We start from the raw sequence: 26,730 nt of genomic DNA on the forward strand, positions 1-26,730 counted from the left end.
GAGAATTTTTCGGCATTATCTTGCGGGTTAAAAACTATGGTATTCACACCTAGAGGATTCGATGGCCAAAGAAGACAATATTGAAATGCAAGGCACCGTACTGGACACGCTGCCTAACACCATGTTCCGCGTGGAATTGGAAAACGGGCATGTGGTGACCGCGCATATCTCCGGTAAAATGCGCAAGAACTACATCCGTATCTTGACGGGCGACAAAGTCACCGTTGAGCTGACCCCGTACGATCTGAGCAAAGGCCGCATTGTCTTCCGCAGCCGCTGAGATTATCTGAGCGCGTTGCCCCGGGCGGGTTCCGGCGATGATTTTATCGGCATAATGCGCGATAATTCTCCCTGCCGCGACCCCGGAGAGTATTTCTCCTCGCCATAACGGCTGAAGAAGGCGATGACCCCGGTACCAGCTATTCGGCTGCGCAATCCGGGCTATCGCCCCTCTCATGCCGCTTCGCGTCCTGCCGCATCGGTTCCTACCCCGCTCATCGCGACGCGCGACGCCGTCTCCTGCGCGATCATTTCCTATGTGCTTCTCACCTGCGCCGCTCTGCAAGCGTCTGTGTCCCGCCTGTTTTCCAGCGGCCTGTGCAGCACTCGGCCTTGCCGCCCCGCTTTCGCCTACGCCCGTCAAGACCGCAGCTGGGGCGCAAAAAAAGGGCGATACCTTCGGGTATCGCCCTGCTCAGGCCACACGGCCAGGGGCTAGTGCACCGCCCCTTCGGCCTTGCGTTTCTGCGCGCTAAGAAACTGGTATTTGAGCGTTTGCCTCTCTTTGTCCAGTTCCACCCGCACCGAGCCGCCATCCACCAATGAACCAAACAGCAGCTCGTTGGCCAGTGGTTTTTTCAGATTCTCCTGCATCACGCGGGCCATCGGCCGGGCGCCCATCGCTTTGTCGTAACCTTTGTCGCTGAGCCAATTGCGCGCATCGTCTCTGACCTCCAGCGACACGCCTTTGGCGTCCAACTGCGCCTGCAGTTCGACAATAAACTTGTCGACCACCTGCTGGATAACGTCGGTGGAGAGATGATTGAACCAGATGACGTTATCGAGACGGTTACGAAATTCCGGCGTAAACACCTTCTTGATCTCCGACATGGCGTCCGTGCTGTTATCCTGCTGAATCAGCCCTATCGACTGGCGCTGGGTTTCCTGTACGCCGGCATTGGTCGTCATCACCAGTATCACATTACGGAAATCCGCTTTGCGGCCGTTGTTATTGGTCAGCATACCGTTATCCATGACCTGCAACAGCAGATTAAACACGTCCGGATGGGCTTTCTCGATCTCGTCAAGCAACAGCACGGAATGCGGATGCTTCAGCGCGGCGTCGGTCAGCAACCCGCCCTGATCGTAGCCCACATATCCGGGAGGCGCCCCGATCAGGCGGCTGACGGTATGCCGCTCCATGTATTCCGACATATCAAAACGCAGCAGCTCGATATCCAGCGCTTTGGCCAGTTGCACCGTGACCTCGGTTTTACCGACGCCCGTCGGACCGGCAAACAGAAAAGATCCCACCGGCTTATGTTCCTGACTCAGCCCGGCGCGGCTCATTTTGATAGCCTCGGTCAGTACCTCGATCGCCTTATCCTGACCGAAGACCAGCATCTTCAGACGGTCGCCCAGATTTTTCAGCACATCGCGATCGTTCGCCGACACCGTTTTCTCGGGGATACGGGCGATACGCGCCACCACCGACTCGATATCCGCTACGTTGACGGTCTTTTTACGCTTGCTGACAGGCATCAGCTGGCTGCGGGCGCCCGCTTCATCAATAACATCAATGGCTTTGTCCGGCAGATGGCGATCATTGATGTATTTGACCGCCAGCTCCACCGCCGCCCGTACCGCTTTGGCGGTATAGCGCACATCGTGGTGGGCTTCGTATTTGGTTTTCAGCCCGGTCAGGATTTGCACCGTTTCTTCCACGGTCGGTTCCGTAATGTCTATCTTCTGGAAACGACGCGTCAGGGCGCGGTCCTTCTCAAAGATATTGCTGAATTCCTGATACGTCGTTGAGCCCATCACGCGGATTTTGCCGCTGGAGAGCAATGGCTTAATCAGATTGGCGGCATCCACCTGCCCGCCCGACGCCGCACCAGCGCCGATGATGGTATGGATTTCGTCGATAAACAGAATGCTGTTCTGATCCTGTTCAAGCTGCTTGAGCAACGCCTTGAACCGTTTCTCGAAATCACCGCGGTATTTGGTACCGGCAAGCAATGACCCGATGTCCAGGGAGTAAATGGCGCAGTCAGCGATGACTTCAGGCACTTCGCCGCGCACGATTCGCCAGGCAAGCCCCTCCGCGATGGCGGTTTTACCTACCCCGGATTCCCCCAGCAGCAGCGGGTTGTTTTTCCGGCGACGGCACAGAACCTGAATGGCCCGCTCCAGCTCGCGGTCGCGGCCAATCAGCGGGTCAATGCCGCCAACGCGCGCCAACTGATTAAGGTTGGTGGTGAAGTTTTCCATACGCTCCTCCCCGCCTGACTGCTCTTCGCTGACCGGCGTTTCAGGCCCGGGTGCCTGCGTCTCGTCTTTACGCGTACCGTGGGAGATAAAATTCACCACGTCCAGCCGGTTGACATCATGCTTGCGCAGCAAATAGACCGCCTGAGATTCCTGCTCGCTGAAAATCGCCACCAGCACGTTAGCGCCGGACACTTCGCTGCGTCCGGACGACTGGACGTGGAAGACCGCCCGCTGCAGCACGCGCTGAAAACTGAGCGTGGGTTGCGTTTCACGCTCTTCATCACTTGCGGATAAGGTCGGTGTGGTTTGTTCGATAAAGGCTTCCAGTTCCTGGCGCAGGGCCACCAGATCGACCGTGCACGCCTCCAGCGCTTCGCGCGCCGCAGGGTTGCTGAGCAGGGCAAGCAGCAGATGTTCCACGGTCATAAATTCATGCCGGTGCTCACGCGCTCTGGCGAAAGCCATGTTTAAACTGAGTTCCAGTTCTTGATTGAGCATTGGCACCTCCCCAAATAGATTGCCTTTTTAGGCTTTTTCCAGCGTACAAAGCAACGGATGCTTGTTTTCCCGGGCGTAGCGGTTGACGTGAACCGCCTTGGTTTCCGCGACCTCCGCGGTATAGATTCCGCAGACGGCCTTTCCCTGATAATGGACCCTAAGCATCAGTTGCGTTGCACGTTCAACATCATAAGAAAAGAACTTTTGCAATACGTCAATAACAAATTTCATTGGAGTATAGTCGTCATTAATAAGTATGACTTTATACATAGATGGGGGTCGTACCGCATCTTTCACCTGTTCTTTAGCCAGATGCTGCTCATCCAGCTTGTCGCTTGTCTTACCCATCGTGTTGTTCCAACGCTAAATCATCACCGCTGCGCTAGAGCAGCCCCTTTCTTTCATCTTACCATTGGATAATCAAAATAGCCGCCGGCAGCGTCAGGATTTTGTCCGGGTGTGCCGGCATCCGTCCGGAAAAAACGGGTTAAAGCGTTAACTGCTTCAAAGTTTGATAATGTCGTCAGCCAACTCTATAGCCATCGCTTGATCTCTTATCGCTATCCTCTAGAGTGTAGAGGCATAAGCGGATGCGGGTAATCAGCCGCTTACGACGTCAACTATCCTCATCACATAAAAGCTTCGGTTGCGAGGGATGTAGAAACATGGAGACGGGTAAAGTTAAATGGTTCAATAACGCCAAAGGTTTTGGTTTTATCTGCCCGGAAAACGGCGGCGAGGATATCTTTGCGCACTATTCAACGATCCAGATGGACGGTTACCGGACGCTGAAGGCTGGACAAGTCGTCAGATTCGAGGTTCATCAGGGGCCCAAAGGGAACCATGCAAGCCTAATTGTGCCTGTTGAAACCGAGACTGTTGCCTAAATAACGCGCCTCGCAATTTAAAGGTGTCACCGCATGAAATGCCAGCCTGCCCCTGGCATTTTTTTCTGCCGCTGACACCTGCATACTCTCAAGTTATAACACTTTTCTTTTACGGCGCAAGTTTAATTATGCGATAAATCACCCGTCGCGCCACACACCGGTGGGCGAGGTGTTTTTACACAACGCTGGCCTTTACAGCGCCGGCGCTTTTCGCTAGCGTGTGGCGGTCAATCGCCTCGCTGCGCCATTGGGCCATAAGGAAGTGGTCCGTTCATGTATGCCAGTATATTGCTCATTCCTTGTTCCGCTCATTGTCGGCTATCTGCTGCCGCGCCCGCCCATCAGGTGGCTTCGGGGGGTTAACCGCGCCTTGAGCGCCATGGTGTATGTCATTTTATTCCTGATGGGCATCAGCCTGGCCTTTTTGCCCAACCTCGCCAGCAATCTGCTGCGCATCGGCGTTTATACCGCCGTCAGCGCCCTTTGTATCCTGGCGATGAATGTACTGGCGTTAGGGCTGCTGGAAAAAGCTCTGCCGTGGCGGGGCGCCGTCGCGATCGTACAAGGTTTTTTGCTCAGTCTGCTGGCGCCGGTGCTTATCGCTCTGTTTTCGGTGCACGCCAACGGCTGAGCAGGCTGACGCCCTAGGTCACTCCGGCCGCCGTACTCGCGCGGCCATAATTCCTTACCCCCCCCCGCCGCCGATAAGGTCTACCCTATAACCAGACGGCCGCCCGGCGCGGCGCTGCCGAGACATTCTCTACAGAGGTAGCCATGAAATACACTGTAGCGGCGATGATTGCCCATACACCCTGGAACAGGCCGGCGTAAAGCGGATATGGGGAGTCACAGGCGACTTGCTGAATGGCCTGAGCGATAGCCTTAACCGGATGGGCACCATCGCGTGGCACGGCACGCGCCATGAGGAGGTCGCCGCGTTTGCGGCCCGCGCTGAAGCCCATGTCACCGGCCAGCTCGCGGTATGCGCCTGATCCTGCGGGCCGGGTAACCTGCATCTGATAAACGGGCTGTTCGATTGTCACCGCAACCAGGTGCCGGTTCTGGCTATCGCTGCTCATATCTCCTCCAGTGAAATCGGCAACGGTTATTTCCAGGAAACCCATCCCGAGTCGCTATTTAGCGAATGCAGCCACTACTGTGAACTGGTGTCCAATCCCGAACAACTGCCGCAAGTATTGGCCATTGCTATGCGCAAAGCCATCATCTATCGGGGCGTATCAGTGATTGTCCTGCCCGGCGATGTCGCCCTTAAGCCGGCGGCGGAAGGGGAACGGCCGGACTGATATCACCCTTGCGCGCCGCCGCCGGTGCCGCCCGTAGGCGAGCTGGAGAAACCCGCCGCCCTTGCTTAATGATGCCCGCAACGTGACGCTCCTGTGCGGCAGCGGCTGCGCTGGCGCCCACAACGAGGTTGTCGCGCTGGCCCGCCAGCTGCAAGCGCCGCTGGTGCATGCCCTGCGCGGCAAAGAACATCTGGAATGGGATAACCCCTATGATGTCGGCATGACCAGCCTTATCGGCTTCTCCTCCGGCTATCAGGCGATGATGAACGCCGATACGCTGGTTTTGCTGGGCACTCGTTTTCCGTACGGCGCGTTTTACCCGCAAGAGGCGCGCATCATCCAGATCGATATCGCCCCGGGCAGCCTGGGAGCCCACTGTGCGCTGGATATGGCGCTCGTGGGGGATATCAAATCTACCCTGGCGGTACTGCTGCCGCGGCTGCACGCAAAAACGGACCGCGCATTCCTCGATAAGGCACTGGCACATTACCGCGACACCCGTCGCAACCTGGACGCGCTGGCACAGCCGAGCGGCGATAAAGCGATTCATCCGCAATATGTAGCCCATGAAATTAGCCGTCTGGCGGCACAGGACGCGATTTTTACCTGCGACGTTGGGACACCCACGGTTTGGGCGGCCCGCTATCTGACCATGAACGGCCGGCGTCGGCTGCTCGGTTCGTTTAATCACGGCTCGATGGCCAACGCCATGCTGATGGGGGACTTTTTGTCGCTGGCGCAGATGAAATTGCCGGTGAAAATCATTATCCTCAATAATAGTGTGCTAAGTTTTGTCGCGATGGAAATGAAAGCCGGCGGCTATCTTACCGACGGCACCGATCTGCAAAATCCCGATTTTTGCCGCCATCGCCCGCGCCGCGGGCATCAAAGGTCTGCGGGTGGAAAAATCCGCCGCGGTGCTCGGCAGTATGCAGCCGCAGCCGCGGGATTTTGCCGATGACGCCACGCTGCCGCTTGATAAGGTGGCTACCGCCATTAAACCGGACGATTTCCGTTTCGCCCGCACGCGGTTGCTCAGTCTGGAAAACCCCCATAACGGCAAGGTCGTTCCACAGGATTATCTGCGTCAGGCATGGGAATTGACCCGCGAACGGCAGCTATCGCTGCATATCGACGGCGCGCGGGTCTTTAACGCCGCGGTGGCGCAGGGCATTCCGCTGAGCGAAATCAGCCAATACTGCGATACGCTGACCACTTGCCTTTCCAAAGCAAAGGATTGGGCGCCCCGGTAGGATCCCTCTTGTGCGGTAGCACAGCCTATATCGCCGGCGCCCGCTACACGCTGGCGCATCATGTTACCTGCTTGCAAGAGGATCACGATAATGTTCGCTGGCTGGCGCAGCAGTTAGCGGAATTAGTCGCGGATGTCGTCGCGCCGGGGGCACAAACCAATACGCTGTTTATCCGCCAGTCCGCCAACTTGGCGGCTAAACTGGCGCCCTGGATGCGCGACCACGGTATTATTATCGCCTTGGGCACCCTCACCCGGCTGGTCACGTATCTTAACGTCAGCCGGCAGGATCTGAAACAGGTCGTCGACTGCTGGCGGACGTTTCTCGCCCACCACGACTCGCTAGTCGCCGCCCCGTCTACCAGTGTTTATTTCCAATAACGCCCGCAGCACCGCGTCTGTTTCAGCATCGGGCAGGCCGCGGTAATCGCGCGGCCGATAGTGCATCTGAAACGCCCGCAACGCACGGCGCTGTAGCGCTTGGGGCATATCGGGCGAGACATCATAGCCCATTTGCGCCATGCCGCACAGTATCGGCGGCGCCGCCGTCGGCGCCTGGGGGTCGCGTCCGGCCAGAAAATACTGTACCTGCGCCGCCTGCGGCCAGACGCCTACCCCGGCGGCCGCCAGCTGCTGCCAGGGAAACAGCGGGCCGGGATCCTGTTTACGCCGCCAGGCGATGTCGCTATGTCCCACCACATTGAACGGCGTGATGGCATTGTAGTGGCACACTAAATTTGGCCACCCGAACAGAGGTGATATGCTCACCTCAGAACAACACGGGTGCACCAATGAAAAGAAGAAACTTTAGTCCTGAATTCAAACGCGAATCCGCTCAACTGGTTGTCGACCAAAATTACACCGCCGCACCAGCAGCAAAAGCCATGGACGGCGGCCTTTCTACGATGACGAAATAGGTAAAACAACTGCGTGATGAGCGACAGGGGAAAACGCCAAAAGCCTCTCCCATAACCCCGGAACAAATCGAAATACGTGAGCTCAAGAAGAAGGTACAACGCATTGAAATGGAAAACGAAACATTAAAAAAGGCTACAGCGCTTTTGATGTCAGACTCCCTGAACAGTTCTCGTTAATCAGGAAACTCAGAGCGCATTATCCTGTGGCCACACTCTGCCACGTGTTCAGGGTTCATCGCAGCAGTTACAAATACTGGAAAAGTCGTCCTGATAGGCCAGACGGCAGGCGAACGGTATCGCGCAGTCAGGTTCATGAACTGCACAGTATTAGCCATGGTGCAGTTGGCGCGAGAAGTATCGCCACCATGGCAACCCAGAGAGGCTTCCGGATGGGGCGCTGGCTCGCAGGCAGGCTCATGAAAGAGCTGGGGCTGGTCAGTTGTCAGCAGCCGACGCACAGGTATAAGCGTGGCGGTCAGGAGCATGTTGCGATCCCGAATTATCTTGAGCGCCAGTTCGCTGTAACGGAGCCAAACCAGCTATGGTGCGGCGATGTGACGTATATCTGGACCGGGAAACGCTGGGCATACCTTGCGGTTGTTCTTGAATCTGTTCGCGAAGAAACCGGGGGGCTGGGCTATGTCGTTCTCCCCGGACAGCAGACTGCCCATCAAAGCACTGGAAATGGCATGGGAAACGCGTAGTAAACCAGCCGGAGTGATGTTCCACAGCGATCAGGGTAGCCACTATACGAGCAGGCAGTTCCAACAGTTGCTGTGGCGTTACCGGATCAAACAAAGCATAAGTCGGCGGGGTAACTGTTGGGATAACAGTCCGATGGAGTGCTTCTTCAGAAGTCTGAAAAACGAGTGGATACCGGTAACAAGCTACATAAGCTTCAGCGAAGCAGCTCATAAAATTACCGACTATATCGTGGGATATTACAGCGCACTCAGGCCGCATGAATATAACGGCGGGTTGCCACCAAACGAATCAGAAAATAGATACTGGAAAAACGCTAACGCGGTGGCCAGTTTTAGTTGACCACTACAATCTACAGGTCTTCCCAACGTTGGACTATGTCAAAAGCCATAGTACCCGCGGAGACTCGGTAATTTCTCCCGAGCGGTTGAATACTCTGTTCCTGGATCTGCGCTACCCCTTGCGCCTGACGGACGTCAATGCGGCGCGGGGGCGTGCGTTCCCGAAGTGACTGTACAATCAGGCTTTCCACCGCCCGCAGGCGCGCGGCGCCCCTTGCCTGTACGGCATCTTCCGCCTGCCCCGGCCGGTTAGTGATAGAAGAAATGTCCCCCGCGCAGCGTATCCAAGGTGTCGTGTTGTTTCATGGTCTCAGCGATAGGGTGCGCATTTATGACAGCGAACGCGGGTTGCCCTCGGTGTTGGCGACGCGCGCGGAAGCGGCGTTAGGGATAAAAGGCCCGCGAGGCGCGTAGCTCACCGTCGATGCCGGCGCATGGATGCCGCCGGTGTTCTGGCTTGCCGCTGCCAGCGGCTTGACGCTTGCGCAATTGGACGCCGCCGGCGCCATCGCCAGCGACGACGCATCGGTGTGCACCGGTCAGGTGTTTAATGACGAAGGCGGCCTTAAGGGCAACAGCGGCCAATTTTTCTATCTCGGTAATCTGTCCAGCACGTTGGAGAGCACCACCGGCGCAATACAACGCCCTGCTGCGCAAATATCAGCACGGCAGCAAGCCATGCTTAACGCTCAAGCATGGCGCGGGAACACTTTCTTCAGAAAGTGACTTTATACCAGCCGTTACTCGGAAAAGAAAACGATAAATTGTTAATACGCCGGTTTCGCCCAGGGGGTGGAGGCGGAGCCCTATGAATTTAGCGAGGCGCGCAAATATACCGGGTTATATCTGGAGGGAATCAAAGCCAGCTTGCGATATTTACAACGGCGCATCGCGGCCGACAACGCCGAGTTTACGGCCTTTATCCGTCTTTTCCACGCCACGGTGAAAAACACCGCACTAGCCCAAACCGTGGCATCATTTAACGCCGTGTTGCTACGCGCCTACGACTTCATTGATAACATAGCGCGGTTGAACTATACCAATACTGCCATGGTGGGCACCGACGACGGCAATCGCACGGCGGTCTCCTCACAGCTATCGCCGACGACGTTAAAAAAAACGCCGCTATTCTATGCGGCGCAGGATGCTTATGTTAAAGGTTTCGTGGTCATCACGGATTCGCTGCTCAAACTTCTGAGTTGCCGCGATTGTGCCGATACGAAAAATCGAGGGGATTTGGCAAACAACGAATTGTTAAGCAAATTATTCTGCTTTCGTCCTCCGTTAACCGATTTATCAGTCTACAGCACGATGTGTGGGGGCCGGTGCCGAAAATCTGCTCAATTGAACCCGGAAGAGGTGCTTACCCCGCTTCAGGTGCACTACAGGAACGGCTTGATGACCGCGTTAACACAGTACGCCGAAAAACATCAGCTGACATCCACCTAAGAAGGAGGATGTAAGCGATTTTATCACCTGCATGCCGAGCTAAAAAGCGCGCTTATGATGAATAGCGCGGACTGGCTGATGCTTATCATACGCGATTATGCCGCCAGTCAACGCGCGTGCAGAGATATGGCATTTTGTGCCATATTGCCGAGTAAACACCCACCGGTTAACGGCCCTTTTTTTCCCTGGCGTCGGCGTTAGGCGTCATCAGGCAGCGCTAAGCGTCGCGATACGTAAGGTAGCTATTAGCTATTGCCGGTCCGCAAGGGCTGGCACATTGCCTCATTGTAATTGTATGATAAACGCATCATCGTTAGGATGGCTATTATAGCCGCAAGATTTTGACTGACGCCTGGACCAAGGCCCAGGCGTTTATACTCATCTACCTCTGTTTATATGCCGGCATCTTTTTTTCTGCTCTGCTGTCCATCGCTATCCCCGGCAGTATCATCGGTATGCTGCTGCTTTTTGTGTTGCTCTCTTTTCAGTTGGTACCGCCGTTACGGCTGAAACCTGGCTGTTATGTGTTAATCCGCCATATGGCGCTGTTATTCGTTCCTATCGGCGTCGGGGTAATGAACTATTATCAGCAACTGGCCGCTCAGTTGGGGCCTATCGTGGTCTCCTGCGCCGCCAGTACCGTTTTGGTGATGGTCGTGGTGGGACTCAGTTTTCATTATGTGCACTGTGAGCGGTCGATCGCCGGCCAACCACAGGACGCCGGAGACCGATAATGCTGCCCTCGCTTATCTGGTCGCTGCCGCTAACGCTCGGCGTCTTTTTTGCCTCCTGCCGCCTTGCCGGTTGGGGCACACATGCCGCTATTAAATCCGTTGCTGGTTTCCATGGTGGTGATTATTGCGCTGCTGCTGGTAACCAGCATACCCTATGAGCGCTATTTCGCCGGCAGTAAGATACTCAATGATTTACTCCAGCCGGCGGTGGTGGCGCTGGCGTATCCGTTGTATGAACAGCTGCATCAGATTCGCGCACGCTGGAAATCCATCATCAGTATTTGCTTTGCCGGAAGTCTTACCGCCATGGTGAGCGGCGCCGCTATTGCGTTGTGGCTGGGCGTTTCGCCGGAGATGGCCGCTTCGATAATGCCGAAATCGGTAAGACTACCCCCATCGCCATGGCAGTTTCACAATCCATCGGCGGCATTCCCGTGGTGACGGCGGTGTTCGCCATCTTCGTCGGTATTTTGGGCGCGGTGTTCGGCCATAGCCTGTTCAAGCTGCTGCGGATATCCACCCGGGCGGCACGCGGTCGGTCTGGCGATGGGTACCGCGTCTCACGCGCTGGGTACCGCCCGCTGCTCTGAGATGGATTTTCAAGAGGGGGCGTTCAGTTCGCTGGCGCTGGTCATCTGCGACATTATCACTTCCCTTATTGCACTTTTTTTGTTTTCCTTATTGCTTAAATTATTCGGTTAATTGTTAACGATAAGATATCGATCATAGTTAATTACGTTATCCCTGCTTACAATGATTGCCTGCCCAATGTACAGAGACCCCTTATGATTGCTCGTTTTGCACCGGCACTGGCCGCGCCTGGCCCTGCGTTACGCGCTGCCCTGGCGCCGCTGCTCAATCATCACGCCTTCGCCGGCTGACTGAGCGCTCCACAAGTTAAGGAACTCATGCAGGCCTGCGGCCTGGACGAAGACGCGTTATGCTTCACGCCACCGCCGATCACCGCCGCTAATGCCGTCACACCGCTTTCCCATTTTAACGTGGGCGCTATCGCGCGCGGCATCAGCGACAATTTCTATTTCGGCGCCAATATGGAATTCCTCGCCGCGCCGCTGCAGCAAACGGTGCATGCGGAACAAAGCGCGCCTGGCGGCAGTACCAGGATTTTCGCACTAACATCGACCGCCACATTTATCTGCGCAATATCCAGGATACCAACGAAACGCTGTTTTATCGCTTACTCGCGGCTCATTTGGCTGAGATGTTGCCAATTATCTATACTCCGACCGTCGGCGACGCCTGCGAGCGGTTTTCCGACATTTATCGCCGCGCGCTCGGCGTATTTATTTTCTATAATAACCGCGATAAAATTGAGGATATGCTGCAAAATGTTACTAAGCAGAATGTCAAAGTGATTGTGGTTACCGACGGCGAGCGCATTTTGGGCCTGGGCGATCAGGGGACTGGCGGCATGGGCATTCCCATCGGTAAACTGTCGCTGTATACCGCCTGCGGCGGCATCAGCCCCGCCTACACTCTGCCGGTGGTGCTGGATGGCGGCACGAATAACCAGCAATTGCTTACGACCCGCTGTATATGGGCTGGCGCCATCCTCGCATCACCGGCGAGCAGTACGATGAGTTTGTCGATGCGTTTATTCAGGCGGTGAAACGCCGTTGGCCGAACGTCCGGCTGCAATTTGAAGATTTCGCCCAGAAAAACGCGACCCCTCTGCTTAACCGCTATCGCAGTGAACTGTGCTGCTTTAATGATGATATTCAAGGCAGCGTCGCCGTGACGCTGGGCTGTCTGCTGGCCGACAAACTGGTGAACCTACTGGATTTCCAAAGTCATCTGGTGCAACCCAGCGATAGCATCAGCGATTGGCAGTTGGCCAGTAACACCATTTCGCTGCAGGATGTGGTGCGCAACGCCAGACCGCCGGTGTTGATCAGCGTCTCCGGCCAGCCGGGGCTGTTTACTGAAGAGATTATCCGGGATATGCATCAGCACTGTGAGCGGCCCATCGTGATGCCGCTGTCCAATCCTACCTCGCGCGTGGAGGCGACGCCGGAAGATATTTTACGCTGGACCCGATGGCGCGGCCCTGGTGGCGACCGGCAGTCCGTTTGCGCCGGTGCAGCTTGAGGGCAAAACGTACCCGATTCCACAGTGCAATAATGCCTATATTTTCCCCGGTATCGGTCTGGGCGTTTTGGCCTCGGGGGCGCCGGCCAGATAACCGACGCCATGCTGATCGCCGCCAGTCAGGCGCTGGCGGATTGCTCGCCGTTGGCCAACGGCAACGGTGGCGCGCTGCTGCCGGACATTAACGATATTCAGTCGGTGTCGCGGGTGATCGCCTTGGCGGTGGCCAAGGCGGCGCAGGTTCACGGGGTGGCGCTGGTCACGTCTGAGGAAAAGCTGCCTCTGGCCATCAAGCATAACTTCTGGTAGCCGCAGTACCGCGATTATCGCCGCACCTCTTTTTAAACCCTCCATCAACCGGCCGGGAAAACCCGGCCGGTTCAGGGGCAAATTTGCGGCATTAGCCTGACTTGCCCCTTGCACACCTTGCTTCAGCCCGACAGGTAAAGTAGCCTTGGAGCCATGACATTTTCGCGGGAAACCGGCAAAGGCTATAGTATGTTGAAACGCCTGATCTTTACCATGTTAATTATTGCAGGCGTTCTCGTACTGACGGCGACGGGCCTTGACCGCTGGATCAGCTGGAAAACCGCGCCATTCATCTATGATGATCTGGCGGCCCTGCCGCACCGTCAGGTAGGGGTGGCGCTGGGCACCGCCAAATATTACCGTACCGGCGTCATCAATCAGTATTACCTTTATCGCATTCAGGGCGCGCTTAACGCTTATAACAGCGGTAAGGTGAATTACCTCCTGCTGAGCGGCGATAACGCGCTGCAAAGCTATAATGAACCGGTAACCATGCGTCGTGACCTGATTGCGCAGGGCATGCCCGACGGCGATATCGTGCTGGACTTTGCCGGCTTTCGGACGTTGGATTCCATCATCCGTACCCGCAAAGTCTTTGACACCAACGATTTCACCATCATTACCCAGCGTTTCCACTGTGAACGCGCGCTGTTTATCGCCTTAAACATGGGCATACAGGCTCAATGCTATGCGGTGCCTTCGCCGAAAAACATGCTGTCCGTCCGGTTACGGGAAATTGGCGCTCGCCTGGGGGCGCTGTCGGATCTGTATCTTATGAAACGGGAGCCGCGTTTTCTCGGCCCGCTGATACCTATACCCGCGCACCACGAGGTTTCACAGAGGACGCAAGGCTACCCTGCCGTCTCGCCGGAACAACTGCTGGAAATCCAGCAAAAATAGCCGCATCAAGATTAAACCGGCGCCGCCGGGTTTCGCCCAATCCCATGACACAGATGCGCCGGGGGCAAACCGGCCGTAACAGAAAAACAGGTCTGACGCGAGCCAGAGAGAGCGGCCTTGCCGCAACAAGGCAGTTGGGGGTTTGGCTGCCACCGCCAGAACCGGCTGCTCTGAAGCTAAGTCCCGATTATGGCAAAGACTGGGGCATCGGCGGCAAACTATTGCTGCACCGTAAGGCTATTGCAAGGGGTAGCGAGGGGGGAGCAAAGCAGCGGGAGATGAACGCAGGCGCATTACCGCGTAGCCCCGTAGCCGCAGCGGCGCCTGGCACCGGCCCGCCCGCCCGCCCGCCCGCCCGCCCGCCCGCCCGCCCGCCCGCGACGCGGATTATTTTTTCTTAGCGTATTTCAGCAAATCAAGCGCAACCGTAAAGATAATGATGGCGCCTTTGAATAATATATTGCCAATAAGGGTTAACGCCTATATAGGTCAGACCGCAGTTGATGACGGTAAAGATGGTGACCCCGGTAACCACCCCCAGCACCGTGCCGACCCCACCGGCAAACGAAACGCCCCTACGACACAGGCAGTAATGGCATCCAGTTCATACATGAAACCGAGGTTGTCGGTGGCGCTACCGATACGCCCCGCTTCCAGCATACCGCCAAAGGCGTAAAAGACGCCCAACAAAGCATAAATCATAATCAGGTTTAACGGCACATTGACGCCGGAGACTTTTGCCGCCTCCGGGTTGCCGCCAATAGCGAAGATGTTTTTACCAAAACGAGTTTTAGTTTATAATACCCAGACAAAGATAATGGCGATCAACGCGTAAAAGGTAATGTGCGACAGTTTGAAATCGCCGAGTCGAATGAATCCTTGCGCAAAACTTGAGAAGTTCGACTCAAAACCGGCAATCGGCGAGGCGCCTACGAGACATCGTAATAAAGGGAGTTAATCCCATAGACGATAATCATGGTGCCCAAGGTGGTAATAAACGGCGTGACGTTTAGATACGCAATGATTAAACTGTTAACCAGCCCGATTACCGCGCCAATGGCGCAAACAATCAAGATCACCAGCGGAATGGGCAGGCTGTGCATATCGGGGAAGACTTTATTGACGTTATCCATGGATTGCAGTAGCGTCGCCGCCACGACAGGCGCCAGACTCACCTGCCGCCCCCCGACAGGTCAGTACCCTGTGTCACAATTAATCCGGCCACCCCAAGGGCAATAATAATCCGCACTGAGGATTGAGTCAGGATATTGCCCAGGTTCATCAGGCTCAAAAATGTTGGATCCTGAAAAATAATAATAACCAACAGCACCAGCAATACCACATAAATGCCGCCCTCTTTCAGATAAGTGAGCATGCTTTTCTTTTTCAACGCATTTATCGTTAAACCCTTAAAAAATTAAAGATACAGGGAAGCAAGACGCAAAATTTCATTCTGCGAGGTTCCTTTGGTATTGAGAATCCCCGCCATTTGACAGTTGCTCATGACCAGAATGCGATCGGTAATACCGAGAAGCTCCGGCATCTCGGATGAGATGATGATAATGCCTTTACCCCTCTTCGCCAGCTCGGTCATCAGCTGATAAATCTTGAACTCGGCGCCGACGTCGATACCGCGAGTGGGCTCGTCCAGCATCAATATTTCCGGCTGGGTGAGCAGCCAGCGGTTGATGATAACTTTTTGCTGATTGCCCCCCGAAAGCGATCCGATATAAGTGTTATGTCCCGGCGTTTTAACCCGCATCGCGGCGATGACCCACTGAATATCGCTTTTCATACGGGTATTGTTGAGCAGGGCCATCTTGTTCTTATAGCTGCGAATATTGAAAATCAGCGAATTAAAGCCGACATTCAGGAAAACATAAATCCTGGTGGCGCGGCGCTCTTTGGTCACCAGCGCGAAACCGTGGCTGATGACTTCGTTGGCGCTGCTATTTTTAATGTTTTTGCCGTGCAGACGGATAGTCCCGGCGGATTTTTCACGGATACCGAATAAGGTTTCCACGATATCGGTACGCCGCGCGCCGACCAGGCCGGCGATCCCGAGGATTTCGCCCTGATGCGAATCAAATGAGATGTCGCGAATAGCGGGCTGGCGCAACGAGGTGAAGTTACGGACTTCCAGCATTAGCTCTCCCGGCTCGCTAATACGATCGGAAAAGCGCTGACTCAGCAAACGGCCCACCATCATAGCAATAATCTGGTCCATACTCAGCCCCTCAACCGGCTGAGTGGCAATCCATTGCCCATCACGCAAAATAGTGATTTCGTCGCACAGCTAAAATATTTCTCCCATTTTATGGGAGAGGTAAACGATGCCGCAGCCGCGCGCCTTCAGTTTACGTATGATACTAAAGAGATGGTCGACTTCTTTTTCGGTGAGCGACGAAGTCGGTTCGTTCATGATGACAATTTTGTCATTATAGGAAAACGCCTTGGCTATCTCGATCATTTGCATCTGGGACACAGAGAGAGTGGCGACTTTATCCCGCAGATCGATATCGATATCCAGTTCGTCAAAAATCGTCTTGGTGTCCTGATACATTTTTTTATGGTCGACAAACATCCATTTTCGGGGGTAACGGCCGAGCCACATATTATCCATCACGGTACGCTGCAGCACCAGGTTAAGCTCCTGATGCACTATGGAAACCCCTTGTTCCAGCGCTTCTTTGGAATTCTTGAAGTTAACTTCCTGTCCCTGAAAAATGATGCTTTCTGCATCTTTACTGTAAATACCGAAAAGGCATTTTAATAACATGGATTTGCCCGCACCGTTCTCTACCATCAAGGCGTGAATGGAATGGGGACGGACATTGAGATTAACGTTATCCAACGCTTTCACGCCAGGAAATGATTTACTGATATTTTTCATTTCCAGCAGTTATTCGCCCTGCTGTTCGGTCGTAATGTCGGCCATAGTTACACCAGCTCAGAAATAGACAGGTTTCATTCTCCCGCCGGGGTCGGCGGTGGTATTAAATTTTATTTTTTGAATTGCGCTAAGTTGTCTTTATCGATGCCAACATAAGGAATACGGACGACTTTATTCTCAATCTTCCATTGTGTGCCATCTGCGGCGTTTTTGCCTTCCGCCAGATTTTTGGCCAGATCAAACGTGGCTTTGGCCTGATTGTCGACGTCGCTAAGCACGGTACCGGCCATCGCGCCCGATTTAACCAGTACCAGGGCTTCCGGCAACCCGTCCACCCCAAATACCGGGATGCTGGTTTTATTATAGGCTTTGAGGGCTTCTACCGCGCCCATAGCCATGGCGTCATTATTGGCGATCACCACTTTAATCTTGTTGGCGTTAGGCCCGGAAAGCCACGCGTCTACTTTGTCTTTCGCCTGGGGGTGTCCCACATGGCGGTATCAAGCTGCAACTGCTGGGTCTTTAATTTTTCCTGATCGTTTGGCGTCTTGATAACGTAGCTGGTGCGCGCCTCGGCATCCGGATGCCCCGGTTCCCCTTTCAGCATGACATATTGAATCACGCCATCTTTATTTAAATCCCAGTCAGGATGGGCTTTCCAATGTTTTGCAATCAGCTCGCCTTGAATAATGTCGAATTCTTTGGAATCGGTACCAACATAATAGGCTTTGTCGTAGCTATCCAGATCTTTGCGGCTCGGCTCTTTGTTGTAGAACACGACAGGAATGTTGTTGCCGCGGGCTTTCTGAATCACGACAGGCGCAGCCGCAGGATTAACCAGGTTAATCGCCAGCGCTTTGACCCCTTTGGCGATAAGGAGGTCAATTTGGTCATTTTGTTTAGACTGATCGTTCTGGGAGTCATTCATTAGCAGCGTCACGCCGGAACTGTCTTTAGCATTTTTTTCCAGGGCTTTGCGTACCACCGACATGAAATTGTCGTCATATTTATAAATCATGACGCCGATACGCACGTTCGCGGCCTGCGCAGCCATGGAAAACATCAGGCCGGATAGCCCCCCGCCAGACGGCATCACGGACCGTTGCAGTTGCGCCATTCGAGAATGTTTCGAACGACGCATTTATCCATGTCTGACGGGAGAACGGCTACAGCATGTCGGGAGGGATGCTAATATAATGTGAATGTTCTCACACTTTAAAATCGGTTACATTTCATCTTGTGGCGAAGCAGCGATCGCCGTCACAGTTTGGCGCGGCGCGACAGAATGGCGACGGACCAGCGTCGGCATATAAAGATGGTTCTGGCTAGGATCAAGTTGACCGGCCGTCCCTTTTAACGCTAATTCTGTCGCTGCTACCGCCATCATCCAGACAGGATAGCGCACCGTCGTCAGATGCGGACTGGTGTAGCGCGACATGGGAAGATCGTCAAAACCGATAACGGAAAAATGCGCTGGCACGGTGATACCGTTTTCTTTCAGGGTTGCCAACCCCCCGACCGCCATGCTGTCGTTATAGACAAACACGGCGCTCAACTGCTGATTGCGACCGAGCAGCTCCACCATCGCCTGTTCACCGCCGTGCAGATAAGGGTCCGCCCTCACCTGCCAGCTTTGCTGTGGCGTAATACCCGCCTCATTCATGGCCAGCAGGTACCCCTGGTGCCGCTGGTATTGGTCCTCAATATCATGGTTGGAGCCGATATAGCCGATATTGCGGTGCCCTTGCTTGAGCAGCATCCGCGTAGCCATCAGCGCGCCAGCCACGTTGTCCAGGGCAACGCAGCGGTGTTCGTATCTGGCCACGATACGGTTGATCAGCACCATACCCGGTTCGCTTTGCATAAAACCGATGAGTTCCTCATCGCTGAGCATTTTGGCATGTACTACCAGGGCGCTACAACGCTGGCGTATCAGTACCTCAATGGCGTGACGTTCTTTATCCGCCTGATGATAGCTGTTGCTAATCAGGACATTCTTCCGATGCCGCTGCGCCACGTCATCCACAGCTTTTACCAACGCGCCAAAGAAGGGGTCGGCGACGTCCATGACGACCACCCCGATGGTATCGCTGCTCTGGTTAGCCAGCGCCTGCGCATTAGCGTTAGGACGATAACCCAATTGGGATACCGCTGAGAGTACGCGCTCCCTCGCCTGCTTACTGGCAGACGCGCTGTCGTTCAACACCCGAGAAACGGTTGCCACTGACACACCCGCCAGGCGGGCTACATCACGAATCGTTGTCATACAATCAGCTCTTCCCTCATGTTTCTCACTCCTTGTGATAATAATTACGAAACATTTGCGCTTATCCTAACGGGTTTAAATTAAACGCAGCGTGAATCAGGTCACAGAACCGAAAGCGCTTACATCATAAAATCCCGGTGATATGCGGCAGAAAAAAGTAAAAAGGCTATCAAAATAAAACGTTACAGTACGTTGTAACTATATTTATCCCCGCCCTGCACGGCCGGGCGACATCCTGTTTCGTACTGCAGGGAAATCGGTTTATGAAGACCCCGGCTATGGAAACGTAACGTTAGGCAGCCGTGGCCTTATAAAGGCGCAGAACAGGAGAAACATCAATAGTCCAACAGCGCGGCCGTTGCAGTGACGGATGCTGTACAGCGACATCGGCGGCTGTAGTTTTAGAGCCTGGCTTGACGGCTAAGCCCTAGAAAAATCTGATTTTACCGGCTGTGTCTGTTGCGCTGGAGCGCAAAAAGTTATACTCGAAAAATGAAGATTTTCAATGAACATCATGCATATTAAGCCGTAACACAGTATTAAGCATGATGCTCAGTGCCTGGATTGGACCAACAATAATAAAGTGAAATAACCATGCTTATTTACAATGGATGTCATGACTGCAACTCATTGATTTTAATTTTGAAACGGACTAGTTCTGATAAATTTACTTAGTGGTCCGGCCCACGGGTGTAGATAAAAATGAAAATATTCGCTATTTGCATGGTGAAGGATAAAATCGACGTATTGGAAAAAGCGCTGGAAGCGGCTTTACCCTGGGTCGATAAGATTTTTTTGATTAATCATGCCAGCACGGATGGAACGTGGGAACTTATCAATCAGAAATTTCGCCATTGGGATAAAGTGGAAGTTTACGGCCAGATTACAGATGAATTTACCGACGGACTTCGCTCGCGAGCCTACAATAAATTCCGTCAGCAGGCACAGGAAGGCGACTGGTGGTGTCGGTTAGACTCTGATGAACTTTATATTGATAATCCGCGTGAATTTTTAGCCAAGGTCGGCAAGCATTACAATATTGTGCAATGTGCGAGCTTTCAATATTACTTTACCGAGAAGGATGCAGAAGAATACCAGCGTCACCCGGAGCGTTATCGCGACAGGACTCGGGTGAAGTCTTACCGATGAAAGCGGCGTATAACGGCCAAGCGGGAACCCCGCTTGGCAATGAATCTCCGTGCCGGCCAGGCTTATCACGAGCCGAACAGGCCGTCAGTTCGGTTTGCCACCATGGGTGCGTCGCGCAGACCCAGCGTTAGCCGGGCCTTCGCTCTCGCCAACGCTTCGGGCGCGGCCGACACGGGTTCCCCGTCGCCATGCCATAGGCAGTCAACGCCGTCAGCTGTCCAGCTCCAGCCGTGCCAAGGTCCCTCCCCTGTCTTTACGGTTACTCAGGGTAAAGCAGCCATGATGTAATTGCGCAATACGGGTGACGATACTCAGCCCCAGACCAATACCGTTATATCGCTGATCTATTCTGACAAATTGCCGGGTCAATTCCACCGCCCGCGCTCCGTCGATACCAGGCTCTTCATCCATGACCTGCAAAATACATTGGCGCCCCGACGGGGTTTCATCTTGCTGCAGAGTAACCGTAATGGTGCTTCCGTCCGGACAATAACGGTGGGCATTTTCACCAGATTGCGCAGTAACAAACGCAACAACACCGCGTTACCCTGGATCACCGGATCGGCAGCCAGTAATTGCCAATCTAGCCGCTGCCCGCGCAAAGCCGCCATCTCAGCCAGCTCCTCTTGTTGCGCCACCACGACATCATGCACCAACCGCACCACTTGATACTATCCGGATGAAAAGTTATTGCGGATCCGGGCCAGCATCAGCTGTTGTTCAACGGTAAACGCCATATTGTCCACCAGCTCAATGAGCAGCTGACAATCAATCTGGTGCTGCTTCTCATGCAATTCTAGATGCAAACGGATCCCCGCCAGCGGCGTACGTAATTCATGCGCCACGTCGGCGGTAAATTGTCTGTCCTGCTGCAACGTGGTATTCAGGCGCGCCAGCAGCTGATTCAAACTGCGGGTAACGGCAAGCACCTCGTTGATATCACCCGTCTCCGGTAGCGGGTCAACACTTTCCGCACTGCGGGTTTGCAGCACCGACAGCAGCCGGGTAATCCATTTCACCGCCTGAAAGCAAAAAAACAGCGTTACCAGGATCATCAGCAACGAGGGCACGCTCAAAGAGGCAATAGTCTCATCTATTTCGGTATTGACGTGCTTATTGCGCCCCGCTTCTGCGAGCGTTTTGTTGACCAGCAGGTCGATCTGCTCTTTACTTTCATGCCATAATTAAAACACGCTTATCAGCTAGCACACCAGCATGATTGCGCCAAGCACAATAATAAGCCGCCAACGCATGCTGTAAAAGCGGCCAGCGCGTATTCGCAGACCGCTCATGATTTCTCCGCGGTGGTGAGAAGATAACCGAAGTTGCTTAGCGTCTGGATACGGTCACGGCCTATTTTCTGGCGCAGATGATGAATATGCACTTCGAGCGAGTTGGAGGAGGGATCATCATCCCAACTATAAAGATCCTGATGCAGGATTTCACGATGAATGCGATGCCCCGCCCGCAACATCAGCCGGGAGAGGATCGCAAACTCTTTCGGGGTCAGTATGACCGCTTTACCGTCCACGGTGACATCATGGTGAGTCAAATCCAGAGAAATATCATCGACCCACAGCAGGTTATTACTGACGCCATGATGACTGCGAATAATGGCCCGGGCGCGGGCCAATAATTCGCTCAGCGCAAAGGGTTTAATCAGATAATCGTCTGCTCCGAAATCCAGGCCGCGTACCCGCTCGTCAATTGCGTCACGCGCGGTCAGAATTAATACCGGCACGCCGTTGCCCTGTCCGAAGTTTTTCCAGCAGCGTCATCCCATCGCCGTCCGGCAAACCTAAATCAAGAATAATCAGGCTATACGGCGTGGAGGTCAACAACGTCCAGCTTTGACGCAGATTAGCGGCGCATTTACAGGCAAAAGTTTCCTGCTCCAGCGCCTGCTGCTTGCCTTCGCGCAAGAGTTTATCGTCCTCAATGACCAAAATTTTTATTACCCGCAATCCCAGTAACAAAACGCTCATCTATCGGGCGCCACGGAGCGCGGCAGCCCGTTTTATTGACCGGAGAGCGGTCGCCGTACCACAGAGCGAAACGGCCTTAAGGCCCGCGCTGCAGCCGTCAACGGGCGGTCAATGATGGTAATAGACCTCATTTTATCCGCCATGTTCAACCGGACCGGCACTCTCGCGGCGCAGACTGGCGCAAAACGCCTTGTGACATCGTGTGGCGTTAAGGATAGCCCAGTCGGGTGGTGCAGGAACAAGCGGCGAGTGCAAAGGCCAGAGGCGGGTACAGGAACATGCGGTTAATGCAGAGGCAAGCGGCGGGCGCAGAGGGCTAGCGGTGGCTGCAGGTTGCAGCGGCCAGCGGCGCGAGCCGGGGAAAATCACCGCCGGGCACCGGCGGCGTCAAAAACACGGGGGATGGGATCCTAAGAGGCATCCGCCGGCGTCAGACCGCCGGTCAAACGCGTTAAACGTCGCCAGACCGCTTCCAGCGGCCCCTGACGAAAATACCTGAGCCACAGGGCAGATACGGCAATATTGAAAAACCAGACCGCCGGCACAAACGCCATCAGTTATAGCCGGTCGTAGGCCATAAATAATCCCAGCTGATTAAAGAGTAAGGTATAGATGAGGGTTTGCAGCAGGTAATTAGTCAGGGCCATTCTTCTGACATTGCCGAGGAGGCGGATAACCGTCTTGTCGGCCAGCTGCGGCCAGAACCCATACAGCAAGGCGACATAGCCCAGCGCCTGCAGCGGCGCGCTGATTTCCCGCGGCATCTGCAGTAAAAAATCGCACCAGCGATAATCTCAGCCCAGTTGCCACTGGGCCACCACCGCCGGCAGGTTGATTATCAACCCCGCAGGCATCAGCCACAGCGCCACCCGGCGATAATGCGCCGGTTCACGGCGACCCGCCAGCCAACCGTTGCGCATCAGCCTTGCGCCTATCAACATCGCGCCGGCCAATTGCCAGCCGTATCGCGACGCTATCGCCAGCAGGCTACCGTGCAGTAAATTAAACCGCTCCCGCCAGGCTTCCGGGCCGCCCTCGGTTTGCCAATAATGTTCATACACCCGATTAGCAATATCCGGCAGCCAGAAACGGCCGGGAGGCTGGTCGCCGAGCAACAGTTGAAACACCAGCAGAAGTCCTACCTCTAAGGCATAGAGCACAATACCGGTACCGATAAGGCGGCGCTCGCTCGGCGCCTGGCGAACCAGCCCCAGGCCCACCAGGCCGCAATCCAGTAGAATATCGCCATCCCAGAAGAAGATGCCATGAATAGCCAGAGAAGCCGCGAGTGAGTCTAGCGCGTTCCTCGGGGCAACAGCAACACCAGCCCTCCGCCAAACAATAACGCAAATAGCGTCAGAAATTTGACTTGCGCCACCATATCCAGCACGGCCCAGGTCTAAGCTTCGCCGTTGGAAATACTGCCGGTATAAGCAGGATACCCAGAATGGCTATCCCGCGCGCGCAATCCAACATCGCAATGCGCTGCCGCGTGGGTGTTCTCTTCTGTCAGACGGCGCCGGCAGTGCCGTAAATAACGGTTAACAACAGATTAACCGTTATGATGCGTGATAGCACGCAAAAATTCCTGGCGGGCATTTCGGCTGGATTTAAACAGTCCACCCAGCGAGGTGGTGGTCGTGGTGCTGGTGGCATCGCGGATCCCACGCGCCTTGACGCAATAATGCACCGCGTCGATAGAGACCGCCACGTTAGTGGTGCCGAGCAGCGTCTGCAGCGCCAGCAGGATCTGCTGCGTCAACCGTTCTTGTACCTGCGGCCGCTGGACAAAAAACTGCACGATGCGATTGATTTTCGACAAGCCGATAACGCAATGTTTGGGGACATAGGACACGGTCGCCTTGCCGTCGATAATAACGAAATGGTGTTCACAGGTGCTGGTCAACGTAATATCGCGCACCGTGACCATCTCATCCACCGTCATCTTGTTCTCGATGACGGTGATTTTGGGGAAATTGGCGTAATCCAGACCGGCGAAAATCTCTTCCACGTACATCTTGGCGATACGATGCGGCGTTTCCGCCAGACTGTCATCGGTCAAATCGAGATCAAGCAACGTCATAATTTCCGTCATATGCTCAGCGATAAGACGTTTGCGCACTTCGTTATCCAGTACCTCGCCCCGCATCGGAGTTTCCAGACCACGGGCCAGTAAAGCGTCGCGTACCTGCGAGGCCTCTTTTGTCAGCGTTACCATATTTATTATTCTCCAGCAGGCGATTCGCTCCCGCGGGGTTAGCCGCAGAATGGGCAACACTCTAGTGGAGTGCGCGGGGATAATCCAGTGAATGTGTTTCATGATAGCTGAATCGCGCGCACATATCTTGCTATGGCTGACTCCAGGCCAGCCAACAGGCCGGCCACCGCCAGCGCCAGCAGAGAGGCCAGCAGCGCCGGTTCAAGTTGCCCGATCCACCAGGAGGAGAGCGCCGAGAGCATGGGACACGCCAGTTGCCCCAAGGCATAGCCGCAGGTCAGCAGACCCGCCATGTAGCGCAGATGATCGGGCGCCTGTCGGCGGCTACATTCCCAGCGTTAACTGTACAACGCTGAGAAAACCGCCGCCGGTCAGCAGCGCACCGACAATCAGGCTGCCGATACCGGGCAAACTTATCATCAGCAAGACCCCTACCCCCTCCTCCCACAGCGTCAGCGCCAGACGACAACCGGCGGATAACCGGTGACGGGTGAGGATGCCGAGCACGATACCGCCGACGATGGCGGCGCCGAATACCGGCCATACCCACTGGCCGAAAGCGCTGGCAGGAAAGTGCTGCGCCGCCATTTGCGACAGGAAAGTCGCGGGCAGAATATAGCCAAAGCCCGCCAGGGAATAGCTCCATACCAGCTTTTTCAATGGCAGGCGTAGCGCCGGTAAACTGGCGGTCTGGGCAGGGTGCACCAGCGTGCCGCTGCGCGGCAGATTGCGGCTGATAAAGACGATAAGCACCGCGGCGACGGCGCCGTAAACCAGCCAGGCGGTGGGCGCGTCAACCCGACAATAATGCAGCAACATCACCAGCATGCCGCTGACGAAAATGCCGGTGCCGGGACTGGCAAAGACCGCGGCGCTCAATGCCGGACGGCGTAGCCGCAACAGTTGATCGTTGGTCCAGGCCGCCACCAATACCATCGCCGAGCCGCTGGACCAGCCGATGAAAAACCGCAGCGCGGCATGGCTTCAGGGCTGATGCAGCAGCGCTGACAACAAGGTCAGCGCCACCGCGCCCCAAACCCCGAGCCACAGCCGTTTTTCCAGACCGCGGCGAGCGCGCATCGCGTCATAGGCCCCCAGTAAATAACCCAAATAATTGAATACCGCCACCAGCGCCGCGCTGGTCAGGGTGAGCTGTCCGTCCGCTATCATTAGCGGCACCGGCGGCGTAAAAGCAAAACGCCCTATCCCCATGGCCAGCAGCAATGCCAGAAACCCGCTTAATGCCACCTTTATGGCCATATTAACTCCACGACGACGCATTGTAGTTGCTAAAAGAATGCCCTATCGCTAGAATCATGAAAAATGAACAATTAAGACCAAGTTGATGACAAAATGAGAATGTATAAATCTGACCCAACTTAAAATGTTTTGCTGTGTGGCTGAAACCGGCTCTCTGGCCCGTGCCGCCGAGCAGCTTCATCGGGTGCCGTCCAACCTGACCACCCGGCTGCGTCAGTTAGAGCACGAACTGGGCGCCGGTCTGTTTATCCGCGAAAAACAACGGATGCGGCTGTCGCGCATGGGACATAATTTCCTGTGCTATGCTATCCGTGTTCTGGCGCTGAGCGAGGAGGCCCTCGCGATGAACCGGGCGGGCGTTTCCCGCTGGGGTCGATGGAAAGCACCGCCGCCGCCCGTCTGCCGCGGTCTGCTGGGCGCCTACCATCAACATTTTTCTCAGGTGCCCTCATCGCTTATCACCGGCACCTCCAGCGAGATCATCAACGGCGCTCGCGCCGGTACGCTGGCGGCAGCGTCTGGTAGACGGGGCGGTGGAGTATAACAATATTCACGGCTGCGTCAGCTTCCGCGAAACGCTGGGGTTAATCTCAAGCCCGGATCAGGCGGCTATCACATCAGCCAAAGATATTGCCGGCCAGGCGGTATTTGCCTTTCGCCACAGCTGTTCGTACCGGCAAAAATTAGAACGCTGGGTTTACGCCGATGGCGTCAACCCCGGTACGATAATGAAAATTTAATCCTATCATGCCATGCAGGCCTGCGTAGCCAGCGGTGCCGCCGCTGGTGTGCTGCTGTCCTTGTCGGTGCTGGCGGCAGTTGCCCTGCCGTGAGCGGGTCAAGGTGCATCCGCTGCCGCGTCATATTGCCAACGCCGCGACCTGTCGCAAATGGGCGGCGCGATGCGCTTCGAGCTCAACGCCGAAGCCTTGAAACAGCTTATCATCGATACTCACGATGCCACCACCGACGAGGATGCCGTTGCGCCGTCGCCGTCTTTTTCCCGAGGCGCCGCCGGTCCCCGGATGCGGCACGGACATTGATGAGGGGGCGTGCGTCGCCGACGC

General features: G+C 55.1%; 17 protein-coding genes and 12 pseudogenes. 16 read left to right on the plus strand and 13 right to left on the minus strand.

Going from position 1 to position 26,730, the window contains the following annotated elements; translation table 11 throughout:
- The first annotated feature begins 61 nt into the window (after positions 1-61).
- The gene (gene infA, locus ACTBDU_RS02880) at positions 62-280 is read left to right on the plus strand and encodes a translation initiation factor IF-1 (RefSeq protein ID WP_002211347.1); all 219 of its coding nucleotides are present in this window, start codon (positions 62-64) and stop codon (positions 278-280) included.
- A gap of 434 nt (positions 281-714) precedes the next feature.
- Here the strand turns inward: infA and clpA are convergent, their stop codons facing one another.
- Both clpA and clpS read right to left on the minus strand, forming a co-directional pair.
- On the minus strand, positions 715-2,988 hold the full coding sequence (gene clpA / locus ACTBDU_RS02885) for an ATP-dependent Clp protease ATP-binding subunit ClpA (protein ID WP_438805496.1): 2,274 nt from the start codon (positions 2,986-2,988) through the stop codon (positions 715-717).
- Between the two features lie 27 nt (positions 2,989-3,015).
- The gene (gene clpS, locus ACTBDU_RS02890) at positions 3,016-3,336 is read right to left on the minus strand and encodes an ATP-dependent Clp protease adapter ClpS (RefSeq protein ID WP_438805497.1); all 321 of its coding nucleotides are present in this window, start codon (positions 3,334-3,336) and stop codon (positions 3,016-3,018) included.
- A gap of 317 nt (positions 3,337-3,653) precedes the next feature.
- Here clpS and cspD point away from each other — a divergent pair, with 317 nt between their 5' ends.
- The 4 genes and pseudogenes from cspD (at position 3,654) to ACTBDU_RS02910 (ending at position 6,812) form a co-directional block, all read left to right on the plus strand.
- Entirely contained in the window at positions 3,654-3,875 is a 222-nt protein-coding gene (gene cspD, locus ACTBDU_RS02895; RefSeq protein WP_438805498.1) for a cold shock-like protein CspD, read from the plus strand.
- Positions 3,876-4,245: 370 nt separating this feature from the next.
- On the plus strand, positions 4,246-4,506 hold the full coding sequence (locus tag ACTBDU_RS02900; protein WP_438805499.1) for a hypothetical protein: 261 nt from the start codon (positions 4,246-4,248) through the stop codon (positions 4,504-4,506).
- A 143-nt stretch (positions 4,507-4,649) separates the two neighbouring features.
- A pseudogene (locus tag ACTBDU_RS02905) lies at positions 4,650-6,432 on the plus strand (thiamine pyrophosphate-binding protein).
- The gene (locus tag ACTBDU_RS02910; protein ID WP_438805500.1) at positions 6,417-6,812 is read left to right on the plus strand and encodes a hypothetical protein; all 396 of its coding nucleotides are present in this window, start codon (positions 6,417-6,419) and stop codon (positions 6,810-6,812) included. Before ACTBDU_RS02905 ends, ACTBDU_RS02910 begins: the two are co-directional and overlap by 16 nt.
- Here the strand turns inward: ACTBDU_RS02910 and ACTBDU_RS02915 are convergent.
- Positions 6,774-7,163 carry a hypothetical protein gene (locus ACTBDU_RS02915; protein WP_438805501.1) on the minus strand — a complete coding sequence of 130 codons (390 nt, stop codon included), beginning with the start codon at positions 7,161-7,163 and terminating at the stop codon, positions 6,774-6,776. The two genes, ACTBDU_RS02910 and ACTBDU_RS02915, sit on opposite strands and share 39 nt — an antisense overlap.
- Positions 7,164-7,222: 59 nt before the next feature.
- On the opposite strand from ACTBDU_RS02915, the pseudogene ACTBDU_RS02920 reads away from it, so the two are divergent.
- The 7 genes and pseudogenes from ACTBDU_RS02920 to ACTBDU_RS02950 all read left to right on the plus strand — a co-directional run bounded on the left by ACTBDU_RS02920 (position 7,223) and on the right by ACTBDU_RS02950 (position 11,276).
- Positions 7,223-8,392, plus strand: a pseudogene (locus ACTBDU_RS02920) (IS3 family transposase).
- Positions 8,393-8,420: 28 nt separating this feature from the next.
- Complete coding sequence (locus tag ACTBDU_RS02925) at positions 8,421-8,561, plus strand: hypothetical protein (RefSeq protein ID WP_438805502.1); 141 nt, start codon at positions 8,421-8,423, stop codon at positions 8,559-8,561.
- Positions 8,562-8,643: 82 nt separating this feature from the next.
- Complete coding sequence (locus ACTBDU_RS02930) at positions 8,644-8,805, plus strand: hypothetical protein (protein WP_438805503.1); 162 nt, start codon at positions 8,644-8,646, stop codon at positions 8,803-8,805.
- A 24-nt stretch (positions 8,806-8,829) separates the two neighbouring features.
- Entirely contained in the window at positions 8,830-9,117 is a 288-nt protein-coding gene (locus ACTBDU_RS02935; protein ID WP_438805504.1) for a hypothetical protein, read from the plus strand.
- Positions 9,118-9,183: 66 nt separating this feature from the next.
- Complete coding sequence (locus ACTBDU_RS02940; RefSeq protein ID WP_438805505.1) at positions 9,184-9,840, plus strand: hypothetical protein; 657 nt, start codon at positions 9,184-9,186, stop codon at positions 9,838-9,840.
- Between the two features lie 338 nt (positions 9,841-10,178).
- On the plus strand, positions 10,179-10,574 hold the full coding sequence (locus tag ACTBDU_RS02945) for a CidA/LrgA family protein (RefSeq protein WP_438805545.1): 396 nt from the start codon (positions 10,179-10,181) through the stop codon (positions 10,572-10,574).
- A pseudogene (locus tag ACTBDU_RS02950) lies at positions 10,574-11,276 on the plus strand (CidB/LrgB family autolysis modulator). The gene ACTBDU_RS02945 and the pseudogene ACTBDU_RS02950 overlap by 1 nt, the downstream one beginning before the upstream one ends.
- Positions 11,277-11,512: 236 nt before the next feature.
- Here ACTBDU_RS02950 and ACTBDU_RS02955 read toward each other — a convergent pair.
- Complete coding sequence (locus tag ACTBDU_RS02955; RefSeq protein ID WP_438805506.1) at positions 11,513-11,674, minus strand: hypothetical protein; 162 nt, start codon at positions 11,672-11,674, stop codon at positions 11,513-11,515.
- On the opposite strand from ACTBDU_RS02955, the pseudogene ACTBDU_RS02960 reads away from it, so the two are divergent.
- Positions 11,674-12,992 (plus strand): annotated as a pseudogene (locus ACTBDU_RS02960) (NAD-dependent malic enzyme); the annotation flags it as partial. The gene ACTBDU_RS02955 and the pseudogene ACTBDU_RS02960 sit on opposite strands and share 1 nt — an antisense overlap.
- Positions 12,993-13,181: 189 nt before the next feature.
- Positions 13,182-13,892, plus strand: coding sequence for an outer membrane permeability protein SanA (gene sanA / locus ACTBDU_RS02965; RefSeq protein ID WP_438805507.1), 711 nt, complete (start codon positions 13,182-13,184; stop codon positions 13,890-13,892).
- A 387-nt stretch (positions 13,893-14,279) separates the two neighbouring features.
- On the opposite strand, the pseudogene mglC reads toward sanA, so the two are convergent.
- The 4 genes and pseudogenes from mglC to galS all read right to left on the minus strand — a co-directional run bounded on the left by mglC (position 14,280) and on the right by galS (position 19,051).
- Positions 14,280-15,291: pseudogene (gene mglC, locus ACTBDU_RS02970) on the minus strand (galactose/methyl galactoside ABC transporter permease MglC).
- Positions 15,292-15,309: 18 nt separating this feature from the next.
- Positions 15,310-16,785 (minus strand): annotated as a pseudogene (gene mglA, locus ACTBDU_RS02975) (galactose/methyl galactoside ABC transporter ATP-binding protein MglA).
- Positions 16,786-16,895: 110 nt separating this feature from the next.
- Positions 16,896-17,878 (minus strand): annotated as a pseudogene (mglB, locus tag ACTBDU_RS02980) (galactose/glucose ABC transporter substrate-binding protein MglB).
- 132 nt (positions 17,879-18,010) lie between these two features.
- The gene (galS, locus tag ACTBDU_RS02985) at positions 18,011-19,051 is read right to left on the minus strand and encodes an HTH-type transcriptional regulator GalS (protein ID WP_438805508.1); all 1,041 of its coding nucleotides are present in this window, start codon (positions 19,049-19,051) and stop codon (positions 18,011-18,013) included.
- 702 nt (positions 19,052-19,753) lie between these two features.
- Here galS and ACTBDU_RS02990 point away from each other — a divergent pair.
- Positions 19,754-20,200 carry a glycosyltransferase family 2 protein gene (locus tag ACTBDU_RS02990; protein ID WP_438805509.1) on the plus strand — a complete coding sequence of 149 codons (447 nt, stop codon included), beginning with the start codon at positions 19,754-19,756 and terminating at the stop codon, positions 20,198-20,200.
- A gap of 210 nt (positions 20,201-20,410) precedes the next feature.
- On the opposite strand, the pseudogene pmrB reads toward ACTBDU_RS02990, so the two are convergent.
- The 5 genes and pseudogenes from pmrB to ACTBDU_RS03015 all read right to left on the minus strand — a co-directional run bounded on the left by pmrB (position 20,411) and on the right by ACTBDU_RS03015 (position 25,663).
- Positions 20,411-21,402 (minus strand): annotated as a pseudogene (gene pmrB, locus ACTBDU_RS02995) (two-component system sensor histidine kinase PmrB).
- Positions 21,403-21,488: 86 nt separating this feature from the next.
- Positions 21,489-22,155 (minus strand): annotated as a pseudogene (gene pmrA / locus ACTBDU_RS03000) (two-component system response regulator PmrA).
- 440 nt (positions 22,156-22,595) lie between these two features.
- A pseudogene (gene yeiB, locus ACTBDU_RS03005) lies at positions 22,596-23,661 on the minus strand (DUF418 domain-containing protein YeiB).
- A 76-nt stretch (positions 23,662-23,737) separates the two neighbouring features.
- Positions 23,738-24,403: a GTP cyclohydrolase I FolE gene (folE, locus tag ACTBDU_RS03010; RefSeq protein WP_438805546.1), complete on the minus strand. Its 666-nt coding sequence runs from the start codon at positions 24,401-24,403 to the stop codon at positions 23,738-23,740.
- A 98-nt stretch (positions 24,404-24,501) separates the two neighbouring features.
- Positions 24,502-25,663: pseudogene (locus tag ACTBDU_RS03015) on the minus strand (YbfB/YjiJ family MFS transporter).
- Positions 25,664-25,766: 103 nt separating this feature from the next.
- Here ACTBDU_RS03015 and ACTBDU_RS03020 point away from each other — a divergent pair.
- Positions 25,767-26,706 (plus strand): annotated as a pseudogene (locus ACTBDU_RS03020) (LysR family transcriptional regulator).
- Positions 26,707-26,730 lie beyond the last annotated feature (24 nt).

The sequence above is a fragment of the Sodalis sp. (in: enterobacteria) genome (assembly GCF_051710625.1).
In the GTDB taxonomy this organism is placed as follows: domain Bacteria; phylum Pseudomonadota; class Gammaproteobacteria; order Enterobacterales; family Enterobacteriaceae; genus JBPESN01.